The sequence below is a fragment of the Anaerophilus nitritigenes genome (assembly GCF_004138215.1).
GTDB classification, from domain to species: domain Bacteria; phylum Bacillota; class Clostridia; order Peptostreptococcales; family Thermotaleaceae; genus Anaerophilus; species Anaerophilus nitritogenes.
The window spans coordinates 106745-128407 of sequence record NZ_RYYS01000043.1; the positions used below are offsets into that span (position 1 = coordinate 106745).

A 21663-nucleotide genomic window follows, 5' to 3' on the forward strand; every position below is an offset into this window, starting at 1 on the left:
TGTATTATGAAAACGCTTATATTTGGTCATCAAAATCCTGATACGGATTCAGTATGTTCATCCATTGCTTACTCTTATTTTAAAAATCAAATGGGTGAATCCACTGTTCCACAAGTTTTAGGAAAAATACAAAAAGAGTCTATATATGTACTAGATAAATTCGAAATTTCTCATCCCAACTACCTTGAAAATGTAAAAATACAAGTAAGGGATTTAAAATATACGAAAGTATCTCCTATCAAAAAAGATCATTCTATTCTTCATGCTTATCATCATATGGAATCTAACCAAATCAAAACCATTCCCGTTGTAGATGAACATGGATTTTTAGAAGGATTACTTACCATGAAAGATATTGCTATGGAAATGATCAATGGAGATTTTTATCATATCAAAACTTCTTTATCTAATATTATGAATGATCTTGGTGGAATTCCGCTTTATATCCCTGATAAACATAATCTTGTAGAAGGTAGCGTATCTGTTATGGCTTATTACTATAAATCTATCGAGGGTTTACTAGGTCCAAATGACATTATTATTGTAGGAGATCGATATGATATCATTGAAATGGCTATTATAAATAAAGTTCAACTCTTAATTATTACCGGAGAATCTGAGATTCCTCATAAATACATTGAACTTGCAAAAAAACATTTGGTTCCTATCATTAAAATACCAAAGGATACTTATACAGTTAGTAAACTTTTTCAACAATGTAATTTTGTCTCTAAAATCATGAAAACATCTTCATTGATGAAATTTTCCTTAGATGATTATATAGACGACATAAAAGATGATATTATCACTACTAATTTTAGAAACTATCCTATTCTAGATAGTAATAGAAAATTCATAGGGTTTATAGGACGAAAACATCTTTTAAATCCTGGAAAAAAGCAAGTTATATTGGTAGATCATAATGAATTTTCTCAAAGTGCTGAAGGCATCGAAGAAGCTCAAATACTAGAAATTATTGATCATCATAAAATAGGAGGCGTTTCTACAAATTTACCTATCAATTTTATAAATATGCCTATTGGCTCTACTTGTACTATTATTTATGAATTATATAAGTCTAACCATATTCCTATTCCTTATTCTATGGCTGGCCTTATGTTAAGTGGCATTATTTCTGATACACTTTATTTTAAATCTCCTACCTGTACACAAAGAGATATCCAAGCCGTCAAAGATTTAAATAAAATTACTCAATTAGATCTAGATCAATATGCCATGGCGATGTTTAAAGCTGGAACAGCTCTAGAAGGATATTCAGAAGAGGAAATATTTTTTAGAGATTTTAAGGATTTTTCAATTCATAATATGAAAATAGGCATATCTCAAATATTTACTTTGGATATAGAAGAAGTAACGAAGAAACAATCTATATTAATAGAATTTATGAATCAACTCAGAGATCAACAACAATATGATATTCTTATTTTAACTGTTACAGATATTATTCATGAAGGGTCTTATTTCTTTTATAGTTTATCTAATGAAAACTTAGTATCATATGCTTTTCATATAGATCATAAGCAAGGAGCTTTTGCAAAAAATATTGTTTCTAGAAAAAAACAAATCATACCAATGCTCACAGCTGCAATAGAGTTATTAGACTATAGATAGATCTTTTAATCTAAAAAAACCGTCAATCAATGATTGACGGTTTTTTTATGATGCAGTCTCTTCTGTTTTTTTCTTTTTTCTTTTTTTATTTTCAGAAAGAACTAAAGTAGGTTCTGTTCCATTTTCAACACTATCTTTTGTAATAATACATTTTGTAATATCATCTCTAGATGGAATATCATACATGATATTCATCATAATTCCTTCCATAATACCTCTTAAACCTCTAGCACCTGTTTTTCTTTCGATAGCTTTTTGAGCAATAGATCTTAGTGCTTCTTCATCTACTTCTAATTCAACACTATCCATTTCAAACAATTTTTTATATTGTTTTACTAAAGCATTTTTAGGTTCATTGAGTATTTGGATTAAAGCTTCTTCATCTAATTGTTTTAAAGTTACTACTACTGGAAGTCTTCCAACAAATTCTGGAATCAATCCATAATGAAGTAAATCTTCTGGTTGAATTTGATCTAATAGAGCGCCTATATCTTTTTCTTCCTTTTTTTGTATATTAGCACCAAATCCCATAGCTTTATGACCTGTTCTTTTTTGAATAATCTTTTCTATTCCATCAAATGCTCCTCCACAAATGAATAAAACATTTGTAGTATCAATTTGAATAAATTCTTGATGAGGGTGTTTTCTTCCTCCTTGTGGAGGTACACTTGCTACTGTTCCTTCTAATATTTTTAAAAGTGCTTGTTGAACTCCTTCTCCACTTACATCTCTAGTAATAGATGGATTGTCTGATTTTCTTGCTATTTTATCTATTTCATCAATATAGATAATTCCTTTTTCTGCTCTTTCAACATCATAATCAGCAGCCTGAATCAGTTTTAAAAGGATATTCTCAACATCTTCTCCTACATATCCTGCTTCTGTTAAAGAAGTAGCATCTGCGATAGCAAACGGAACATTTAATATTTTTGCTAAAGTTTGAGCAAGTAATGTCTTTCCAGATCCTGTAGGTCCAAGCATAAGTATATTACTCTTTTGAAGTTCTACATCATCATTATTCCCTTGATGATTAATTCTTTTATAATGATTATATACAGCTACTGCTAAAGCTTTTTTTGCTTTGTCTTGTCCTACAACATATTGCTCAAGAATCTTCCGAATTTCTTGTGGATTTGGAAGATCTGTAAGATCTAATTCAATACTTTCATCAAACTCTTCTTGAATAATTTCTTGACAAAGTTCAATACATTCATCACAAATGTATACACTAGGACCCGCAATAAGTCTTTTTACTTGATCTTGGGATTTTCCACAAAATGAACATTTCAATTGTTTTTTTTCGTCAAATCTTGACATTTTCTCACCTCTCTTTCCTATTATCTAGAAGTGATCACCTTGTCTATTAAACCATACTCGACAGCTTCTTTTGCCTCCATAAAATTATCTCTATCTGTATCTTTTGAAATTTTATCAAGAGGCTGACCAGTTCTCTCACTTAAGATTTTATTGATTGTCTCTCTCATTTTAATAATTCTTTCAGCATGAATTCTAATATCTTCAGCTTGACCGCGCGTTCCACCTAAAGGCTGATGAATCATAATCTCTGCATTAGGAAGAGCAAATCTTTTTCCTTTTGCTCCAGCCGCTAGTAAAAATGCACCCATACTTGCAGCCATTCCTATACAAATCGTTGATACATCCGGTTTGATGTATTGCATTGTATCAAAAATTGCCATTCCAGCTGTAATAGATCCTCCAGGACTATTAATATATATCATTATATCCTTATCTGGATCTTCTGCTTCTAAAAATAACAATTGAGCTACAATCAAACTTGCAGTATGATCATTCACTTCATCTCCTAAAAATATTATTCTATCCTTTAATAATCTAGAATATATATCGTAGGATCTTTCACCTCTATTAGTCTGCTCTACTACCATTGGAATTAAAGCCATAATCTCAATCCCTCCTAGCCGTAAAATTTTTAAGCAATCTTAGCATTTTCTACTAAGAAATCTACTGTTTTTCTTACCTTAATACCCTCTTTAATATTTTCATAATCAGAAGGTCTTAAAGTTTTTTTGAATTTTTCTAACTCCATTTTATATTGTACCGCATAATTTTCAATTTCTTTTTCTACATCTGCATCAGCTACTTCTACATTTTCAACATTTCCAATTGATTCAAGAGTTAATTGAGTTTTTACTCTATTGTATGCTTCTTCTTTCATTTGTTGTCTCATATCTTCCATTTTTGTTCCCGTATATTGTAGATATGTATCTAAATTTAATCCTTGGTATTGAAGTTGATAATTAAATTCATTGATCATATCATCAATTGCATGCTCTACCATAATTTCTGGAATGTCTATTTGTGCATTTTGTGCTACTTTTTCTATTACTGCATTTCTAAGATCTTGTTCTTCTCTTTTCTTTTCAGCTTCTTGTTGTTTCTTTTTTATATCTTCTTTGAGTGCTTCTAATGTATCATGTTCACTGACATCTTTTGCAAATTCATCATCTAATTCTGGAAGTTCTTTTTCTTTTACTTCATGTATGGTTACTTTAAATATAGCTTCTTTTCCTGCTAAGTCTGGTGCATGATACTCTTGTGGAAAGGTTACTTTCACATCTACTTGAGATCCTTTTTCTACTCCAACTAATTGTTCTTCAAATCCTGGTATAAATTGTCCTGATCCAATAACCAATGTTTGATTTTGAGCAGTACCACCTTCAAATTGTTCTTCTCCTACAAAACCTGCATAATCCATAATTACAGTATCTTTTTCTTTTACAGGTCTTTCTACAGAGATAAGTCTTGAATTTCTTTCTCTTAAACTTTCAATTTCCTTTTCTATATCCTCATCAGTAACATTATACTCTTTTTTCTCTACTTCTATACCTTTGTACTCTCCAAGAGTTACTTCAGGTTTTATTGTAACAGTAACAGTAAATTCTACATCTTTACCTTTTTCAATATCTTCTACATCTAAAGATGGTCGATCTACTGGTTCTAATTTATGCTCTGTGATTGCATCTTCATATTCTTTAGGAAATACATGATTAATTGCTTCTTCATAAAATACTTCTACTCCATATTGAAGCTCTATAATTTTTCTAGGTGCTTTACCTTTTCTAAACCCTGGAATATTAAAGTTTTTTCTCATTTTCATATATGCACTTTGTATTCCTTCCTCGAAATCTTTAGCACTTACTTGAATTTTTAAAGTTATTTCATTATTTTCTTTTTTTACAACAGTTGAACTCATTCCTTTTTTCCTCCTCTATCAATCATTATTCTTTCGATATTCTCTATCCTTTATAACCCTTATATTATAACATAAAATTCATGTGTCAACTATTTTTTTTAAGTGGTCACCTACTTCTATGTTATTGAATAATTATTTCCTCAATATTGGGAATATATTCACATTGGAAAGACCAATGGGTCTCCATTGGTCTTAAATTTATATTTATTATATCATTCTCTTTTAAAATGTAAACCTTCTCCAATAATTTTATATATTTTTTAAAATAAAATTTAGATTTAAGGAGGTATTATATATAATTTCATAGAATATCTTTTAAGTAAACGAGCTGTTTTAAAACTGGTTCATAAAGGAGGAGCCTCTATGAAGAAAAATTTTTTCTATATCATTCTTTTTTTTAATCTACTTTATTCTGTAATAGGTATTTTCTTAATATTTACTAGGAAAACCTTTTCTTTGTTTAATAATGATAAAATCATTGTATTTTCTATTACCATAGGTTTGCTTCAGCTACTATATATATATGGAAAAAGTAATAAATCAAAAGTTTATGCCCATGTCCAACAACCTCATGAACAACAAGAAAAAGAAAAAACAAAACTAAAATCAGCTGTAACATTAAAGGATATAGCAGGTCTTGAAGAAGTAAAAGAAGAATTCATGGAGATCATTGATTTTATAAGATATGCACAAGACTATAAAAAAATGGGTGCTCATATTCCAAAAGGATTTCTACTACATGGTCCTCCAGGAACTGGCAAAACACTTTTAGCATCTGCATTGGCCTCAGAAATAGATGCGAGTTTTTTACTTTCTAGTGGCTCTGAATTTATGGAAAAATATGTAGGTGTTGGAGCTAGAAGAATAAGAGATTTATTTCAAAAGGCAAAAGAATCGTCTCCCTCTATTATATTTATTGATGAAATTGATGCCATAGGTTCAAAGCGTGTAGAAGAAGGTCAAGCAGAATGTAATCAAACCTTAAATCAACTTCTTACAGAGATGGATGGTTTTAAAAGTGAGGATGATCATATCATTGTAGTTGTAGGAGCTACAAATAGAATAGATATTTTAGATCCTGCTCTCCTTAGACCTGGTCGATTTGACAAACACATATATATAGGCAACCCTAATAAAATAGCAAGAGAACAAATATTAAAAATTCATACAAGGAACAAACCTGTATCAGAAGAAATCAATCTTTCTTCTATTGCTTCAAAGACTCACGGATTATCAGGTGCTCATATTGCAAACATAGTCAATGAAGCTGCTATATTAGCTGTAAAACATAAACGATCTACGATCTTACAAGAAGATTTTCATAATGCCATTGAAAAAGTAGTTGCAGGACTAAAAATTCAAAATCCTACTGTAAATATAAAAGAAAAAAGAATTGTATCCTTTCATGAAGCAGGTCATGCCTTAGTAGGCAGTATTTATAAACTTTATAATATTGAAAAAATCTCTATTGTTCCTACTCATCAATCTTTAGGTTATGTACTAAGTACCTCTTTTGAAGATCAATTTCTTTATTCTAAAGAAGATCTTATAAAAAAAATTAAAATTCTTCTTGCTGGAAGAGCTGCAGAAGAAATTATATTTCATCAAATTACAACTGGAGCAAAAGATGATTTAAACAAAGCAACAGATCTTGTACTTTCAATGGTATGCGAATATGGTATGAGTGAGCTTGGAAATAGGACTTTTAATGAAAAAATGATTTATGGAAATATGAAAGAAATCAATAAAGAAATACAAAAAATAATTCATCAAGCCTATGAAAGTACTCTAAATATACTTTCCGAAAATAAAGATTGTCTTACATGTATTGCCCAAAAATTATTTGAACAAGAAGTTTTATCTGGAGAAGATTTAAAAAATATTATAAAACAAAATATCTCTTTAAAAGATATTCATATTCCTATATCATAAAACAAAAGTAGCCATAGCTTTTAAGTTACAAGCTATGGTTATTTGCAAAAACTATTGAACTATTATGTCCTCCAAAACCAAATGAATTACTAAGAATACAATTAAGTCTTTCAGGACGTCCTTTCCCTAACAAATAATCTAAAACAGAGTCTGGATCTATTGTTTGTGTACCTATAGTAGGGTGTAAATATTGATTTTTCAGTTCTAAAATACATCCAATAGCTTCAACAGCTCCACTAGCACCTTGAAGATGTCCTATCATAGATTTAGTAGAATTTACAGGAAGATGAATTGCATGTTCTTTAAACAAGCTCATAATTGCATGAACCTCATTTTTGTCATTAATCAATGTGGAAGTCCCATGAGTATTAATTGAATCAATTTGACTGATTTTAAGATTGGCATCATCAATAGCATTAGCCATAGACTTTATTGCTCCTGCTCCACCAGGCGTTGAAGATGTTAAATGATAAGCATCACAAGACTGCCCATATCCTAAAATCTCCCCTAAAATATTTGCTTTCCTTTCAAGAGCATGTTCTAAAGTTTCTAAAACTAGCATTCCTGCTCCCTCTCCAAGAACAAATCCACTTCTATTTACATCAAAGGGCATAGAAGCTTTTTTAGGGTTCGTACTTTGAGTCAAAGCATTCATATTTGTAAACCCTGCAATCATCAAAGGATTAATACAAGACTCTGCTCCTCCTGCAATCATTACCTTAGCTTCCCCATATTTTAATAGTTTATAGGCAATTCCAATAGCATCTGTTCCAGCCGCACAAGCTGTTGTTGGTGAATAAGAAGGACCCATTGCTCCAAATTCAATGGCAATATTTCCTGTTAAAATATTAGGTAGAAATTTTGGTATAAATAAGGCATTTACATAATTCAGTCCATTTTTCATAAGTTTTTTAGTTTCTTTTAATAAAGTACCTATACCTCCTACCCCAGTTCCAGTACTTACGCCTACATAATTTAAATCAATCTCTTTAAGATTTAGCCTAGATTCCTTTACTGCTTCTCTAGCAGCAACTATTCCCAATTGTACAAAACGATCCATGCGACCTATTTGTTTGCGACTAAAATAATCTTGAGGATCAAAATCTAATATTTCTGCTGCTAACTTAACTTTCTCATTTGTAGCATCATAGGCTTTGATAAAATCTATCCCACACTTTCCAGCCATCATTGCTTTTTCAAAGGAGTCTAACCCAATTCCAATAGGAGAAACAACCCCTAACCCTGTTATAACTACTCTGTTATTCATTTTAATATTCCTTATCCTTTAATTTTTCTTCCACTACTTTAACTAAATCTTCAACTGTTTCGATATGATCTAACTCTTCATCAGGAAGGTCAATTTTATATTGATTTTCTAAAGCTAGTAATATTTGGGACATATCTAATGAATCAACATCAAGCTCATCATAAAGATGCGTAGAAAGTTGAATTTCCTCTGGAGAAAGCCCCATAACATCCATTATTTCTTTGATAACATTTTTTAAAATATTCATTTTATGCACTCTCCTTAATAATATCTATTATTTAACATTAGTATTTTACCTTATAACATTAACTTTGTTAACCTGTTTTTTAAAATTAGTTGACAAATAAATTAAAATTATATATTTTAATAACATAAGAGTAAAAAACAAACTCATCTTTTTCAACAATACTTTTTAATAATAAAAAAGGAGTAAATATGTTTTCTCAAAAAATAGAAAATTTAAAGAAAAAATCCTTATATCGTGATGAATTACAAATTTTAGAAAATTCTCAAGGTGCTAAAGTAAATATAAATGGCAGTCAATGGTTATTATTTGGATCAAACAGTTATCTTAATTTAAGTTCTCATCCTTTATTAATAAAAAAAGCTCAAGAAGCTCTAAAAGATTATGGAGTAGGTGCTGGTGGCTCAAGATTAACCACAGGAACATATGTAATTCATAAAGAATTAGAAAAAGCCTTAGCCAAATTTAAACAAACTGAAGATGCCCTTGTTTTCAATACAGGTTATATGGCAAATATAGGCATTATTTCAGGAATTTGTAGTAAAGAATGGTTAATTTTTTCTGATAAACTAAACCACGCTAGCATTGTGGATGGTATTATTTTAAGTGGTGCTAAAATGATTAGATATCGTCATAACGACATAAAAGATTTAGAAAAAAAAATGATTCTATCTAATAAAAATTATCCTAATTATAAAAAATTAATTGTAACAGATTCTATATTCAGTATGGACGGAGATTTGGCCCGTCTTCCTGATATAGTTAAAATTGCTAAAAAATATAGCTGTCTAACTATGGTAGATGATTCCCATGGATTTGGAATTTTAGGTCCTAAAGGTAGAGGAGCTGTAGCTTATTTTAAACTAGAAAAAGAGATAGATATACAAATGGGTACCTTTAGTAAAGCTGTTGGAGTAATTGGAGGGTATGCTTGCGGTTCTAAGGATTTGATTAATTATTTAAGAAATTCAGCTAGAAGTTATATTTTTGCAACAGCTCCTCCACCAAGTATGATGGCAGCAGCTTTAATGGGACTCCAGTTAATAAAAGATTCTGATTGTAAAAGAGAGCAACTTAAAAAATTAGCTAAAAGATTATCAAAGGGTCTAAACAAATTAGGCTTTGAAGTTCCTACTACCCAATCTCCAATTATTCCAGTTTTATTAGGAGATGCTAATGAGGCATTAATACTTGGGAATGCTCTTTTAGAAGCTAATATTTATGTTCCTGTAATTAGACCTCCCACTGTTCCTTATGGTTCATCTAGACTTAGAATATCCATAATGGCGAATCATAGTGAGAATGATATTGATAAGTTACTTCAAGTTTTAGAAAAAAATATTCCCACTCAATTATCTAAGTCCTTAAAGAAATCTTTGATTCCTATCCTTATTTTTAATGGTTGGGGAGCTAATAAAAAAATATGGGAACCTTTTATAAATAATTTGAGTAATTTAACAGATGCTCCAATCCATTTTATTGATTGGGACAAAGGAAAAACAGTAGAAGATTTTGAGTATATTGCTAGAAAAAGTGTTGAAAAATTTAAAAATCAAGAATTTGATTTAATTGGTTGGTCCATGGGAAGTCTTTTAGCTCTACAATTAGAAATTAAACCTAGAAAAGCTATTTTATTTAGTGGAATGAGTCGATTCACTGATACTTGGTCCATAGAAGTTTTAGAACAAATGATTCAACAAATTAAAACTACTTCTAAAAAGACATTATCCAAGTTTGGAAAACTAGCTAAAATTGAAAATTTCGAGAATTCATACTGGACAGAAGAAGCCTTGACAAGTGGATTAGAATATCTAGCAATAGTAGATTGCCATGATAAAATTAAAAATTGGAAGATCCCTACTTTACTAATTAATAGTCAAAATGACAAAGTTGTTAAGAGTACTTATAGTAAAAGGTTAGCTAAAACGATTTTACAAAGTAAATGTATTACAATCTCTTCTCAATGTCATGGACCTTTTATAGCAAAACCAGAGTTTTGTGCCCAAAAAGCAATCAATTTTTTTACAGATATTACCCATATATAGATAAGTAGGTTCATTTACAATTTTAAAATTATAAGAGAAAAGGATTAATTATGATTAATAAAGAAAAGTTAAAAAGACGGTTTTCAAGAAATGCTAAGCAGTATGAACAATATGCTATAATTCAAAAAAATATGGTAAAAAGATTACTTTCTATTTTAAATAAAGATTTTAATAGAAAGCAAGAAATTAATGAATCTAAAAAAGAACAAAATAATTTTAAAATATTAGAAATCGGTTCTGGAACAGGCTATTTGACCAGTCATTTAGTAAGTTATTTTCCTATGGCATCCATTACTGCTGTTGATTTAGCTCAAGGTATGATTGATTATGCCTCTACTGCATTAAACAAAGAAAATATTCATTGGATTTGTGCAGATGTAGAAGTACTACAATTAACAGATACATATGATTTGATTATCTCAAACGCTACTTTTCAATGGTTTAATAATTTTGGTGAAACTTTAGAGAAATTATTAAACATTCTTAAACCAAATGGGACATTACTTTTTTCTACCTTTGGCTCTAACACCTTTATAGAACTTAAAACAGCATATCTAAGTGTGGCTAAAGAAATGGGTTTAGAAAAAGAAATCAGTCCACCTAGTCAAAGTTTTTTAGAAAAAACTGAAATTCGAAATTTGATAGATAAAAAATATAATATAGAAATTTTAGTTGAAAAGGAATATGAATATTTTGATTCATGTCTTAACTTTTTTAATGCAATAAAAAAAATTGGGGCTAATGATAGTAAACATGGAAAAAAAATATTACCTCCAGAATTTATACAAAATGTACTAGCTCATTATGATCAATTTTATATGACACCTAATGGAATTGAAGTTACTTATGAACCTTTATATGTAAAAATTTTAAATTCCTCAAAATAATTCAAAGTGTTAAAAAGCAAGCTAAGAATCATGTAGATTCTTAGCTTATATTTAATGTAAATAAATATCTTCTGAATTGTTTTCTTTACTATTCCATTCTACCTCATCTCCAACATTTTGAAGGAGTTTAAGAATTTTTTCTAATATTTCAATTGTTCTTTTATCTAATTTTTCCATCCTCCATCCCTCCTCATATATTTAATTCGACACCGATTCTTAAATTCCTACATAAATCATTCGACAAACGCAAATTTTTTATTTTTTTCAAAAGCTAATTGTATGATTTTTCTTAATTCATTTATAATATCTGTATTCTCTTTTAAACTTAATCCATCTACTGTTAATGTGTTTTTCTTACTACATCCATCTATTCCACCAACTTTGATTATACTTTGTAATATATTTTTTTCCATATCTTCATCATACAAAAGATTTTCTCCTGATAATATAGCTAAAGCTGATACAAGACCATGTGCTCCCCAATTCGACACTCCAGCTGTAATAAGATAATCTGCTTGAAAAGCTGCACAAATCAATTCTCCTTTTGGAACATATTGTTTAACCAAGTCATAAACTTTTCCCATTCCTATCTCATTTCCTCCATCTCCTATACATATAGTAGTTATATTATTTTTCTTAGCATTTTCAAAAATAATATCCCCATTGGGAATTTCATCCGTCAGATCTTCTCCTCTCATAGAGTAATATTTTCCATTCTTTGATTTTCCTGGTCTTTCAATTCCAACAATATGAGAAGGATTATACCATTTCAATAAATCATTACAAAATAATTCTTCTTCTCCATAGGAAATAATTTCAACACCAACATCAATACCTCTTGCTTTACAAGCTGCATAAATCAATGGTTCTGAATATATATCTGTTACAATTAACACATCTTTTCTCAATTCTTTGAGTGCTGCTGCTAAAGATACTGCCCCAATAGGACCATCTGTTTCTCCCTTTTTTGTCCCTTTTATTAAAAATCCTGTTATGATTAAAACCCTATCACTTGAAAAAAGTTCCCTTGCACTTTTTTCAAGTTCTCCAAATAAAGTTATTTTTTCCATATGTCTTTTTTCTAGGTTCTTCTTTATTATATTTTCTATCTCATAAAAATATTCTTGATACATATTAATATTCCCCTTTCTCATAAACACAAAAACCTAGTACATATTTATACTAGGTCTTATGCTGTATTGTAATGATTTATTGTTTATTCCAAGTATATTTGTCAATTACGTTTACTAGACTGTCTATATCTGGTTTACTCATTTGTGCATCTGCTCCTACAGACTCCCCCTTATGATAAAGATCTTGTGTAATTAAAGAAGAAAATATAATAACAGGCAATTCATTTAATATATAATCTTCCTTTATTTTTCTTGTCAAAGTATGTCCATCCATTTGAGGCATTTCAATATCAGTAATTACAGCATCTACATATTTTAAAAACTCTTTTCCATGGTTTTGAGCTACAATTTTTAAATGCTCTAATACTTGCTCTCCATCATTAAAAAAAGTAAGATTCGTATATCCTGCCTTAGTAAGTACATCTTGTAACATAGATCGAATCATAGTAGAATCGTCTGCTAATATTAGTCTTGCTTTAGCTCTTTTTTCATTTGGAGTAATATTTTGAATAGATTTTTCATAATTTCCATACGAGGATCTCATATCTATAATAATTTTTTCAAAGTCTAATAACATCAATATCTTATCATTCATTACAATATTGCCTATAACTAATGAATTATCTACAATATCATCTGGTTTTTCAAGTTTATTCCAGCCTATACGATGAATTCCTAATACTTTATCTACTAAAAAAGCAACTTGATTTTGATTAAACTCACATAATAAAGCTATTTTATTCGTCTGTTCTTCTATTTTATTCGTCTGTTCTTCTATTTTCTTCTTTTCTAATACATATCTTAAATCTACTAATGTAATGGTCTTTCCTCTCACTAATGTAACTCCAGAAATTGAAGGATTTGCATTTGGAATATTAGTAATATTTTTCACTTCAAAAATTTCTTTTGTTTTTATTACATTAATTGCATAATGTTTATTTTCTACTACAAACTCCAATACCTCTACTTCTCCAGTTCCACTCTCTAATAAAATTCCTTTATTTTCTTTCATTGTTTTCCTCCCTCGGCAAGAGCTATATCTCTATATACACAAACAGACAAAATACTTTCTTTTTATTATAATTACCCATCTTTTTTTTATATAATCGTATCACTTTTCTGATAAAAAAAATAGTAAAAATATCATAATTTTATACTTTTTTAAAAGTTTTTTTATATTCTATCATGAAAATAATTATGTTTTCAGATAAATTACTTTTTTAATAATATGTATAAAATCATACCAATAGCCATTTCAAAGTTGTATTTTAAAAATAAAAGTAAAAACCTTCTTTGTTTCAAACAAAGAAGGTTTTTACTTTTATTTCATTAGCTCTTTTAATAGAATTCTTTGAAGTTGAGATTTATTTCTTGCACATTTATCTATAAATATATCTTTATAAATTTCATCTGCTTTTCTATTTCCTGTAATTACACTAAAATTTTCTCCTGGATTTAATAAATTTAAAAATGGGAATTTTTTTGTTATCATTTTTTACTCCTCCTTAAAATTAAAATTCTTTTTTATACAATAAGAAATTTAATTTTTGACCGGAGGCTCTGGAAAGTGGCCATTGGATACAAATTTTTTGAGTCTAATAGAATTATCATTAAATATGTGATCCAGTGGAAAAAATATAAATTTTTTATTTCGCATCTTAATGACCTCCTTTCATAAATTCTTTAATCTTTACAATAAATTTCCTAACCACAATATTATTATAGCACTTTTAAAATTTTTTTCAAGGATTTTAAGCCATATTTTTTTATATTTTTTCATTACTGAAGAATAAAAAGCTTTTCCTGTTTAATACTTTCATTTACTCTAGAATTATACCATATGCTCTGCTTGTCCAGGAAAACATTTTACTCTTGTAAAAATACACAAAAAAAGAATGCCATTATTTTCATTAGCATTCCTTTTTATCCCTATAAAAACCATATAAACATTTCTCTTTCTGAAGATTCTTTAGAATCAGAAGCATGAACAATATTTTGTGTAGTACTATTTGCAAAATCTCCTCTTATTGTTCCTAACTCTGCATCTAACGGATTGGTTTTTCCATGTATTTTTCTTACTATTTGTATAGCATTCTCCCCTTCTAAGATCATGACTACAATTTTTCCACTCATCATGTAAGTAATTAATTCTTCATAAAAATCTTTTCCTTTATGCTCTTCATAATGCTTTTGAAGTATTTCTCTATCTGCTTGAACCATTTTGGAATCTATTATTTTAAGTCCTTTTCTCTCATATCTTTTAATAATTTCTCCCATCAAACCCCTTTTCACTCCATCCGGTTTTATAATTACTAAAGTCTTCTCCATTTGATCCCTCCTAGTGTTTTAAATATTTAAAGTATATCTAAATTTTTTATTATAATACCCATTTTTTACAAAAAAGAACTATGAAAAGTTCTTTTCTCTGGTAAACAAGATATTTTTTAACTCTTCTAACCCTGCACCCTGTTTTAATACTTTTACGTCTTATATTTTTTTAATATATTTATAATTTAAAATTTTTATAAATTCATGTTGAATATATAACTTTATTTTCACTAAAAATATAACTAAACTCAGGAAAAATCTTTTATATTATCAAAATAATTTGTTATAATAACCTATAACAAAGTCTTTTTTTTAAAAGATTTATTAAGTAGACTTTGATCTAATACATTACAAAAATTATGAAAATAAAATTTATGAATAAACCATAATTTCTTATGTATTATAAAACAAATTCATATTTTAGGAGAGATCTTATGAAGCAAATCGAACTCATCGCAACCTCCACCTTTGGACTTGAAGCTGTAGTCAAAAGAGAAATTTTAAATTTAGGATTTGAAGACATTCAAGTAGAAGATGCCAAAATTACTTTCAAAGGAGATTTATCTAGTATTCCAAAAGCAAATTTATGGCTAAGAAGTGCAGATCGTGTGCTTCTTAAATTAGGAGATTTTAAAGCATTATCTTTTGAAGAATTATTTGAAAAAACAAAAGCTCTACCTTGGGATGAGTGGATTCCTCAAAATGGAAAATTCACAGTAACAGGAAAATCTGTAAAATCAAAATTATTTAGTGTTCCTGATTGTCAGTCCATAGTAAAAAAAGCAGTAGTAGAAAAATTAAAATCTAAGTATCATATAGATTGGTTTGAAGAAACTGGTCCAGAATATACTATACAAGTATCTATCTTAAAAGATATTGCAACACTAACTATAGATACTAGTGGAAGTGCTCTACATAAAAGGGGATATAGAGTAGAGACTGTAAAAGCTCCTATCAAAGAAACACTAGCTGCTGCTATGATTATGCTAAGCTTTTGGAACAAAGATAGAATTTTGGTAGATCCATTTTGTGGTTCTGGAACTATCCCTATAGAAGCTGCTATGATTGGAAAAAATATTGCTCCAGGACTCAATAGAAGCTTTGTATCAGAAGAGTGGCCTATTTTGGGTAAAGATTTATGGAAACAAGAAAGAGTAAAGGCTTTAAAATCCATTGATCAAAATGTGAAACTTAAAATATATGCATCAGATATTAATGAAAAAGCAATTGATGCTGCAAAAGAAAATGCTTTTGAAGCAGGAGTAGACGATTGTATTTATTTTGAAACAAAAGATTTTGTAAGATTTCATAGTCCAAAAGAATACGGAGTCATTTTATGTAATCCTCCATATGGAGAACGACTCAATGAAATCCCTGAAGTAGAACAAATGTATAAAGAAATGGGTAGAGTTTTTAATAAGGTTCCAACTTGGTCAAAATATATCCTTACTTCTTATGAAGATTTTGAAAAACTATATGGTAAAAAAGCTGATAAAAAAAGAAAACTATATAACGGAAGAATCAAAGTAGACTATTATCAATATTATGGTCCTAGACCAAGCCTATAGGGAATTTCCTATAGGCTTTAATGTTTTTCGACAATCTTCTTGAATTTATTTTATGTATATAATAGAATAAAATTTAAAGCTTATCTATATTTCCATTATATAAGAAAGGAGGATTTAAAAAAATTTAATAACTAATAATTTAAAAAGGTATGAGGTGATCCAAATGAATATTGAAGAAATAAAAAAATGTGTTTGTGATGCTATTGATGAATATAAAAATGATATTATCAATTTTGCCAAACAACTTGAAACTTGCCCAGAACTGGGATACAAAGAATTTGAAACTTCAGAAAATACCAAAAAAATATTTGAAACCTTAAATCTTTCCTACGAATCTAATTTAGGAATAACAGGTATAAAAGCAAAATTAAAAGATTCATGGGATGGTCCAAATGTCGCTATCCTAGGAGAATTAGATGCTGTATTTTGTCCTGAAAGCAAAATGGTAAATTCCTTAACCAATGCAGCTCATGCTTGTGGTCATAACCTTCAAATGGCTGCCATGATTGGAAGTGCCTTTGGTTTAAAAAAATCAGGAATCAGCGAAAAGCTTCATGGTAATGTAACTTTTATGGCGGTCCCTGCAGAAGAATTTATTGATCTTGCTTATCGTGAAAAGCTTCGTCAAGAAAATAAAATACACTTCTTTGGAGGCAAACAAGAGCTTATTTATAATGGTGCCTTTGATGATATAGATATAGCTATGATGATGCATTCAGATAAGAACTCTCCAGAAGCTAAAATTTCTATAGGAAATACTAGTAATGGATTTGTTGCAAAATCTATTCAATACCTTGGAAAAACGGCTCATGCTGCTGAAGCTCCTCATGATGGTATCAATGCTTTAAATGCAGCTATGATCGGTCTTACAAGTATTCATGCTCTTCGTGAAACCTTTATAGATACGGATCATGTTCGTGTTCATCCTATCATCACAAAGGGTGGAGACTCTGTCAATAGTGTTCCAGCTGATGTAAGAATGGAAACTTATGTAAGAGCTAAAAGCATGAAGGCTATAGAAAATGCAAATACAAAGGTAGACAATGCCTTAAAAGCTGGAGGATTAGCTACTGGTGCCCAAACAATTATAAAAACAGTGGGTGCTTATTTACCTCTTAATTGCTCTGAAAAATTAAATCAAATATTTGCTAAAAATGCAGAAGTACTACTTTCAAAGGATCAAATCCATGATGCTGGACATTTTGGAGCATCTACAGATATGGGAGATCTATCTCATCTTATGCCAACTATTCATCCTTTTGTAGGAGGAGTAGATGGTGCATTACATACAGAATATTTTCACACAATAGATTATGATGCTGCTTGCATTGTGCCTGCTAAAATATTTGCAATGACTGTAATAGATCTTCTTTTTGATAAAGGAGAATGTGCAAAAGAAATTATAAACAATTTTAATCCTATTCTTACAAAAGAAGAATATATTCAAATGATGGAAAACTATCTAAAATAAAGTGGAGGCAATGTCTATGAAAAATTGGAAAGTTCATATTATAGCTCTTGTTCTTGTAGTCGTATCTGAAATGATTGGAATATTTAAATTTTCATTCGGTCCTGGAACTATTGTATTACTACCTATGCTTTATGCTCTTATCATAGGAATTTTTACAGGCCCTAAATTCTTAAAAATCGTAAATGAAAAAGATATGAAAGATGCAGGTAGTTTGATTACTGTTACTTTATTATTACTTATGGCTCGATATGGTACTTTAATTGGTCCTAGTTTACCAAAAATCATTTCTGCAGGGCCTGCTTTAATCCTTCAAGAGTTTGGAAATGTAGGAACTGTTTTACTTGGTATTCCTTTAGCTGTATTATTAGGATTAAAAAGAGAATCTATTGGAGCAGCTCATTCTATCGCACGAGAACCAAATGTAGCATTAATTTCAGATGTATATGGAATGGATGGCCCAGAAGGTCAAGGAGTTATGGGTGTATATATTAGTGGTACTGTCTTTGGTACAGTATTTTTTGGTGTACTAGCAAGCTTTTGTGCTGCATATCTACCTTTTCATCCCTATGCACTAGCCATGGCATCTGGCGTAGGAAGTGCTAGTATGATGACAGCAGGTGTAGGATCTTTATCTACTATGTACCCTGATATGCAAGAAACCTTAGCAGCTTTTGGTGCAGCAAGTAATATGCTATCAGGTCTTGATGGATTGTATATGTCTTTATGGCTAGCCCTACCTATTTCTGAACGTCTATATTCACTTTGCTATAAATTAAAATATGGTAAAAATACTGAGGAGGCAAAATAATGAATTTTAAAAATACTTTATTTGTACTAATTATTATCAGTATACTTTCTCTAGTAAGTAATTTTATTGGCTATCATACAAGTATTATAGAATCTATCCCGGGTATGATAATTCTAGTAATAATTTGTTTAGCTGGTGTAGCTTTATCTAAAATTATTCCTTTAAAAATTCCTAGTGTTGCATATATTGTATTAATCGGTTGTATGGTAACTTTTCCCTATTTTTCATTTGCTTCAACTATATCAACCATGGTAGAAAAAGTAAATTTTCTATCTTTGACAACTGCAATACTTGCTTATACAGGAATCTCAATCGGAAAAGATTTAGATGCTTTTGCAAAATCAAGTTGGAAAATTATATTTTTATCATGTTTTATTTTTATAGGAACATATATTTCTTCAGCAATCATCTCTCAAATTATTTTAAAACTTACAAATCAAATTTAATTATATGTATTACAAAAGCCTATAAAGAAATTCTTTATAGGCTTACCTTATTTTTGATTTCAGCTACAATCCACACTATAATAGGTAAAACAACTTGAATAGGAAAGAAGTAGTATGGCCATATTTCTTTATTAAAAGAAAAATAATGTATCGCACCATCGTATTGAAAATAAGATAAATTTATAATCAGTAAAACAATAGGTGTTACTAAAAACCTATAATCTTTAAACTTAAATATCTTCATCATTCCTTTAGATGTGCATAATATCAATATACATACCTTTATAAATACACCTAAAACAAATACAATCCCAATGCTTACTTCCAATCTTTGTAATATAGCTCCTATATTAATTCTTCTCATAGTGGTGTATGTAGGGTAATATTTCGTTGTCATTTCATTGATTCCAATGACTAAAATATTCGCTACAGACATAACAAGAGTAAATAAAGACAAAACCCCTAAACTTGTCAAATATACTTTATAAGGAGACTTTTTTTGTTTAAAATTAGAAAAAGCTATGGTAAACACTGCGATTTGAAGATATAAGTCTGATGTACTAAAAGCTCCTTTAAATAATAAATTCTTTTTTTCATCAAAAACTGGAAGTATATTGTTAATATTAAATTGAGGAATCAATAACAATATTACAATAATACTAATTATCATAGTAATTATTAAAAACAATTCAGACCATCTTCCTAATACCTCTATACCTTCTTTTACAGCCCAACAACACAAAAATCCTAAGAATATAATTAATATAATACTAGGAGTTCGATTAAGACTTACTACTTCTATAAACTTTCCCAAATTAAATAAAACATCCGAAGCCCAAAAATATGTATACCAAGTTAATATTACGATGATTCCTCTTCCTATCCACTTACCAAAACAAATTTGAATAATATCTAACAAATCTTGATTTGGATAAAGATATTGTATTCTTGCAAATACAATCATCATCGGTACAACCAACAAACTTGCCAATAAAATTGCCAACCATGTATCTTTTTTAGCATCTATTCCCGTAGTAAAAATAGAAAAAGACCCACATAAGGATATAGCAATAATAGATATAGCTTGCTTATTGGACAAAACTTCTTTTCTCATCCAATGTTCCTCCTAGTATGTTTATAGATTATTATTTGATATTTCTTTACAAATATACTAGGAGTGATTTTTTTGTAAGTATCTTTACTTTATCTATATCTCATTTGATATATTATCTTCTATTTTATTATCTGTTTCTTCCACTATTACATTATCAGAATCTTCTTCATTTGTTTGTTTCTCCTGTTGATCAGCTTCTTTTATGATTTGTACATCTTCTTCATTGATTAACTCATCTTCATTCTTAGTTTCTTCTTCATTAATTTCTATCGTTTGATTTTCCTCATCCCAATTTACTTTAAGTCCCATTTTCTCTACTATAAATCTTAACGGAACTACTGTTCTACCATTCATTGTCTCTGCAGACACATCTAACTGAACTTCTTCACCATTTATGTACGCCACATTACTACCTATTTGAACTTTCATTTCCATATCATCTTTAACAATAGTAACTATTTTGTCTTCTGAATTCCAATTTACTTGTGCACCAAAAGCTTGTGTCAATGCTCTAACTGGAATTAATGTTCTTCCTTCTTTGATAACAGGTGGTGTGTCAAATTTTATGTTCATACGTTTTGATATGATATTCTCAACTGGTATTGTCTTAATTCCTGGATAAGACAATTTCATTTCATTTACTGCTTCTTGTAGCTTTGTAAGTTCTTCTTGTGAATAAGCTTTTTTAGCTCTTTCTTTTAAGTCCTTAATAGACTTTTTCACTTCTTTTTTTATCTTTTTATCTTCTTTTATAGGTTTTATTCTTTCATTATTGTCTTGTTCTTGTTTAATAGATTCATTTTTTACTTGTTTAGTATCTAGATTTTGTTTTTTCTCTGTTTTATCATTTTTGTCGATTTTATTACTTTCTAATTTTATATTTTTACTTCTTTTAATCACATTTTCAGTTTTAGATTTATTTGACTCACTACTCTTTGGTCCACCTTTTTTAGATCCTGCTAATGATATTATAGGATTCATACAGACTAACGTACATGCCAATAACATAGCTATATAACTTTTTGCTTTTTTCATAATAATTCCCCCTCACTTTGTATTTTTCGACATTTTTCTTGTTTTTTCGACTTTATTTTATTATACTAAATTTTTTGTATTTTAAAAATAGTAAAAATTACTTATTGTTTATAATAAATCAACTTTAGAGTATTTATAAAATGTCGTGGCCATTCAAACAAGATTGAATTTTTTTCCAAACAAAAAAATCCTTCTACAAAGGAATGATTATAGAAAATACTAAAAAAGCTTGTAGTAGTATTTTCTATTACTCTACAAGCTTTCATAATTATAACTGACACGCCCTGAGGGACTCGAACCCCCGATGAACTGATTCGAAGTGTGTCACATATCATTTTATTAATCTATGTTTATTTATATATATTGATTTAATCAAATTCTTATAGTTTGTTTTTTAGTTCTTAAAGATTGTTTTGGGGACATTTTCTTTTGTTTCGTCCCCAAATTGTCCCCATTCGCCTACTCTTTACCTTCTAACAACTCTCTAACATCAATCCTAATAGGGTACTCTATAAAATCTT

Annotated in this window: 20 protein-coding genes; 8 read left to right on the forward strand and 12 right to left on the reverse strand. The window is 29.2% G+C overall.

The genetic code is table 11. The annotated features are described in order from the left end of the window. Positions 1 to 6 precede the first annotated feature (6 nt). Positions 7 to 1632: a putative manganese-dependent inorganic diphosphatase gene (locus tag EK368_RS07350; protein WP_129597982.1), complete on the forward strand. Its 1626-nt coding sequence runs from the start codon at positions 7 to 9 to the stop codon at positions 1630 to 1632. Positions 1633 to 1677: 45 nt separating this feature from the next. On the opposite strand, the gene clpX is transcribed toward EK368_RS07350, so the two are convergent. The 3 genes from clpX to tig are packed head-to-tail and all read right to left on the reverse strand — an operon-like array spanning position 1678 to position 4864. Continuing rightward, on the reverse strand, positions 1678 to 2949 hold the full coding sequence (clpX, locus tag EK368_RS07355) for an ATP-dependent Clp protease ATP-binding subunit ClpX (RefSeq protein ID WP_129597984.1): 1272 nt from the start codon (positions 2947 to 2949) through the stop codon (positions 1678 to 1680). Positions 2950 to 2969: 20 nt separating this feature from the next. Beyond that, positions 2970 to 3551 carry an ATP-dependent Clp endopeptidase proteolytic subunit ClpP gene (gene clpP, locus EK368_RS07360; protein WP_129597986.1) on the reverse strand — a complete coding sequence of 194 codons (582 nt, stop codon included), beginning with the start codon at positions 3549 to 3551 and terminating at the stop codon, positions 2970 to 2972. Between the two features lie 29 nt (positions 3552 to 3580). After that, positions 3581 to 4864 (reverse strand): trigger factor, encoded by a 1284-nt coding sequence (gene tig, locus EK368_RS07365; RefSeq protein WP_129597988.1) that lies wholly within the window; start codon positions 4862 to 4864, stop codon positions 3581 to 3583. A 363-nt stretch (positions 4865 to 5227) separates the two neighbouring features. Here tig and EK368_RS07370 point away from each other — a divergent pair, with 363 nt between their 5' ends. Beyond that, a complete protein-coding gene (locus EK368_RS07370; RefSeq protein ID WP_129597990.1) occupies positions 5228 to 6796 on the forward strand; it encodes an ATP-dependent metallopeptidase FtsH/Yme1/Tma family protein in 1569 nt (522 codons plus the stop codon). Between the two features lie 25 nt (positions 6797 to 6821). On the opposite strand, the gene fabF is transcribed toward EK368_RS07370, so the two are convergent. Both fabF and EK368_RS07380 read right to left on the reverse strand, forming a co-directional pair. Continuing rightward, entirely contained in the window at positions 6822 to 8063 is a 1242-nt protein-coding gene (gene fabF / locus EK368_RS07375; protein WP_129597992.1) for a beta-ketoacyl-ACP synthase II, read from the reverse strand. A 1-nt stretch (position 8064) separates the two neighbouring features. Continuing rightward, positions 8065 to 8310, reverse strand: a complete 246-nt coding sequence (locus EK368_RS07380) for an acyl carrier protein (RefSeq protein WP_165000362.1) — start codon at positions 8308 to 8310, stop codon at positions 8065 to 8067. Between the two features lie 188 nt (positions 8311 to 8498). Here EK368_RS07380 and bioF point away from each other — a divergent pair, with 188 nt between their 5' ends. Both bioF and bioC read left to right on the forward strand, forming a co-directional pair. After that, positions 8499 to 10352: an 8-amino-7-oxononanoate synthase gene (bioF, locus tag EK368_RS14850; protein ID WP_165000363.1), complete on the forward strand. Its 1854-nt coding sequence runs from the start codon at positions 8499 to 8501 to the stop codon at positions 10350 to 10352. 50 nt (positions 10353 to 10402) lie between these two features. Continuing rightward, positions 10403 to 11239 (forward strand): malonyl-ACP O-methyltransferase BioC, encoded by an 837-nt coding sequence (bioC, locus tag EK368_RS07390; RefSeq protein ID WP_129597996.1) that lies wholly within the window; start codon positions 10403 to 10405, stop codon positions 11237 to 11239. Positions 11240 to 11290: 51 nt separating this feature from the next. Here the strand turns inward: bioC and EK368_RS15250 are convergent, their stop codons facing one another. From EK368_RS15250 to ndk, 5 genes are all read right to left on the reverse strand, one after another. Beyond that, positions 11291 to 11416, reverse strand: coding sequence for a hypothetical protein (locus tag EK368_RS15250; RefSeq protein WP_279222269.1), 126 nt, complete (start codon positions 11414 to 11416; stop codon positions 11291 to 11293). A gap of 56 nt (positions 11417 to 11472) precedes the next feature. Next, positions 11473 to 12372, reverse strand: a complete 900-nt coding sequence (locus EK368_RS07395; protein ID WP_165000364.1) for a DUF4392 domain-containing protein — start codon at positions 12370 to 12372, stop codon at positions 11473 to 11475. Between the two features lie 76 nt (positions 12373 to 12448). Next, complete coding sequence (locus EK368_RS07400; protein ID WP_129597999.1) at positions 12449 to 13384, reverse strand: chemotaxis protein; 936 nt, start codon at positions 13382 to 13384, stop codon at positions 12449 to 12451. A gap of 309 nt (positions 13385 to 13693) precedes the next feature. Beyond that, entirely contained in the window at positions 13694 to 13864 is a 171-nt protein-coding gene (locus tag EK368_RS14855; RefSeq protein WP_165000365.1) for a hypothetical protein, read from the reverse strand. A 437-nt stretch (positions 13865 to 14301) separates the two neighbouring features. Continuing rightward, complete coding sequence (gene ndk / locus EK368_RS07405; protein ID WP_129598001.1) at positions 14302 to 14700, reverse strand: nucleoside-diphosphate kinase; 399 nt, start codon at positions 14698 to 14700, stop codon at positions 14302 to 14304. Positions 14701 to 15134: 434 nt separating this feature from the next. On the opposite strand from ndk, the gene EK368_RS07410 reads away from it, so the two are divergent. The 4 genes from EK368_RS07410 to EK368_RS07425 all read left to right on the forward strand — a co-directional run bounded on the left by EK368_RS07410 (position 15135) and on the right by EK368_RS07425 (position 18993). Further along, positions 15135 to 16268 carry a THUMP domain-containing class I SAM-dependent RNA methyltransferase gene (locus tag EK368_RS07410; protein ID WP_129598003.1) on the forward strand — a complete coding sequence of 378 codons (1134 nt, stop codon included), beginning with the start codon at positions 15135 to 15137 and terminating at the stop codon, positions 16266 to 16268. 163 nt (positions 16269 to 16431) lie between these two features. Further along, the gene (locus tag EK368_RS07415) at positions 16432 to 17739 is read left to right on the forward strand and encodes an amidohydrolase (RefSeq protein WP_129598005.1); all 1308 of its coding nucleotides are present in this window, start codon (positions 16432 to 16434) and stop codon (positions 17737 to 17739) included. A gap of 16 nt (positions 17740 to 17755) precedes the next feature. After that, the gene (locus tag EK368_RS07420; RefSeq protein ID WP_129598007.1) at positions 17756 to 18547 is read left to right on the forward strand and encodes a DUF3100 domain-containing protein; all 792 of its coding nucleotides are present in this window, start codon (positions 17756 to 17758) and stop codon (positions 18545 to 18547) included. Continuing rightward, positions 18547 to 18993 (forward strand): DUF340 domain-containing protein, encoded by a 447-nt coding sequence (locus EK368_RS07425; protein ID WP_129598010.1) that lies wholly within the window; start codon positions 18547 to 18549, stop codon positions 18991 to 18993. The genes EK368_RS07420 and EK368_RS07425 overlap by 1 nt, the downstream gene beginning before the upstream one ends. A gap of 34 nt (positions 18994 to 19027) precedes the next feature. On the opposite strand, the gene EK368_RS07430 is transcribed toward EK368_RS07425, so the two are convergent. Both EK368_RS07430 and EK368_RS07435 read right to left on the reverse strand, forming a co-directional pair. Further along, entirely contained in the window at positions 19028 to 20107 is a 1080-nt protein-coding gene (locus tag EK368_RS07430) for a GerAB/ArcD/ProY family transporter (RefSeq protein WP_129598012.1), read from the reverse strand. A gap of 93 nt (positions 20108 to 20200) precedes the next feature. Next, positions 20201 to 21142: a copper amine oxidase N-terminal domain-containing protein gene (locus tag EK368_RS07435; protein ID WP_129598014.1), complete on the reverse strand. Its 942-nt coding sequence runs from the start codon at positions 21140 to 21142 to the stop codon at positions 20201 to 20203. Between the last annotated feature and the right edge of the window lie 521 nt (positions 21143 to 21663).

What these genes read in the sequence shown, in the direction of transcription:
- EK368_RS07435 (WP_129598014.1), bottom strand. Translation starts at nt 21,142, where the DNA reads ATGAAAAAAGCAAAAAGTTATATAGCTATGTTATTGGCATGTACGTTA.
- EK368_RS07430 (WP_129598012.1), bottom strand. Translation starts at nt 20,107, where the DNA reads ATGAGAAAAGAAGTTTTGTCCAATAAGCAAGCTATATCTATTATTGCT.
- EK368_RS07425 (WP_129598010.1), top strand. Translation starts at nt 18,547, where the DNA reads ATGAATTTTAAAAATACTTTATTTGTACTAATTATTATCAGTATACTT.
- EK368_RS07415 (WP_129598005.1), top strand. Translation starts at nt 16,432, where the DNA reads ATGAATATTGAAGAAATAAAAAAATGTGTTTGTGATGCTATTGATGAA.
- EK368_RS07350 (WP_129597982.1), top strand. Translation starts at nt 7, where the DNA reads ATGAAAACGCTTATATTTGGTCATCAAAATCCTGATACGGATTCAGTA.
- EK368_RS07395 (WP_165000364.1), bottom strand. Translation starts at nt 12,372, where the DNA reads ATGTATCAAGAATATTTTTATGAGATAGAAAATATAATAAAGAAGAAC.
- EK368_RS14855 (WP_165000365.1), bottom strand. Translation starts at nt 13,864, where the DNA reads ATGATAACAAAAAAATTCCCATTTTTAAATTTATTAAATCCAGGAGAA.
- EK368_RS07380 (WP_165000362.1), bottom strand. Translation starts at nt 8,310, where the DNA reads ATGAATATTTTAAAAAATGTTATCAAAGAAATAATGGATGTTATGGGG.
- bioC (WP_129597996.1), top strand. Translation starts at nt 10,403, where the DNA reads ATGATTAATAAAGAAAAGTTAAAAAGACGGTTTTCAAGAAATGCTAAG.
- fabF (WP_129597992.1), bottom strand. Translation starts at nt 8,063, where the DNA reads ATGAATAACAGAGTAGTTATAACAGGGTTAGGGGTTGTTTCTCCTATT.
- clpP (WP_129597986.1), bottom strand. Translation starts at nt 3,551, where the DNA reads ATGGCTTTAATTCCAATGGTAGTAGAGCAGACTAATAGAGGTGAAAGA.
- EK368_RS07400 (WP_129597999.1), bottom strand. Translation starts at nt 13,384, where the DNA reads ATGAAAGAAAATAAAGGAATTTTATTAGAGAGTGGAACTGGAGAAGTA.
- ndk (WP_129598001.1), bottom strand. Translation starts at nt 14,700, where the DNA reads ATGGAGAAGACTTTAGTAATTATAAAACCGGATGGAGTGAAAAGGGGT.
- EK368_RS15250 (WP_279222269.1), bottom strand. Translation starts at nt 11,416, where the DNA reads ATGGAAAAATTAGATAAAAGAACAATTGAAATATTAGAAAAAATTCTT.
- EK368_RS07370 (WP_129597990.1), top strand. Translation starts at nt 5,228, where the DNA reads ATGAAGAAAAATTTTTTCTATATCATTCTTTTTTTTAATCTACTTTAT.
- EK368_RS07410 (WP_129598003.1), top strand. Translation starts at nt 15,135, where the DNA reads ATGAAGCAAATCGAACTCATCGCAACCTCCACCTTTGGACTTGAAGCT.
- bioF (WP_165000363.1), top strand. Translation starts at nt 8,499, where the DNA reads ATGTTTTCTCAAAAAATAGAAAATTTAAAGAAAAAATCCTTATATCGT.
- tig (WP_129597988.1), bottom strand. Translation starts at nt 4,864, where the DNA reads ATGAGTTCAACTGTTGTAAAAAAAGAAAATAATGAAATAACTTTAAAA.
- clpX (WP_129597984.1), bottom strand. Translation starts at nt 2,949, where the DNA reads ATGTCAAGATTTGACGAAAAAAAACAATTGAAATGTTCATTTTGTGGA.
- EK368_RS07420 (WP_129598007.1), top strand. Translation starts at nt 17,756, where the DNA reads ATGAAAAATTGGAAAGTTCATATTATAGCTCTTGTTCTTGTAGTCGTA.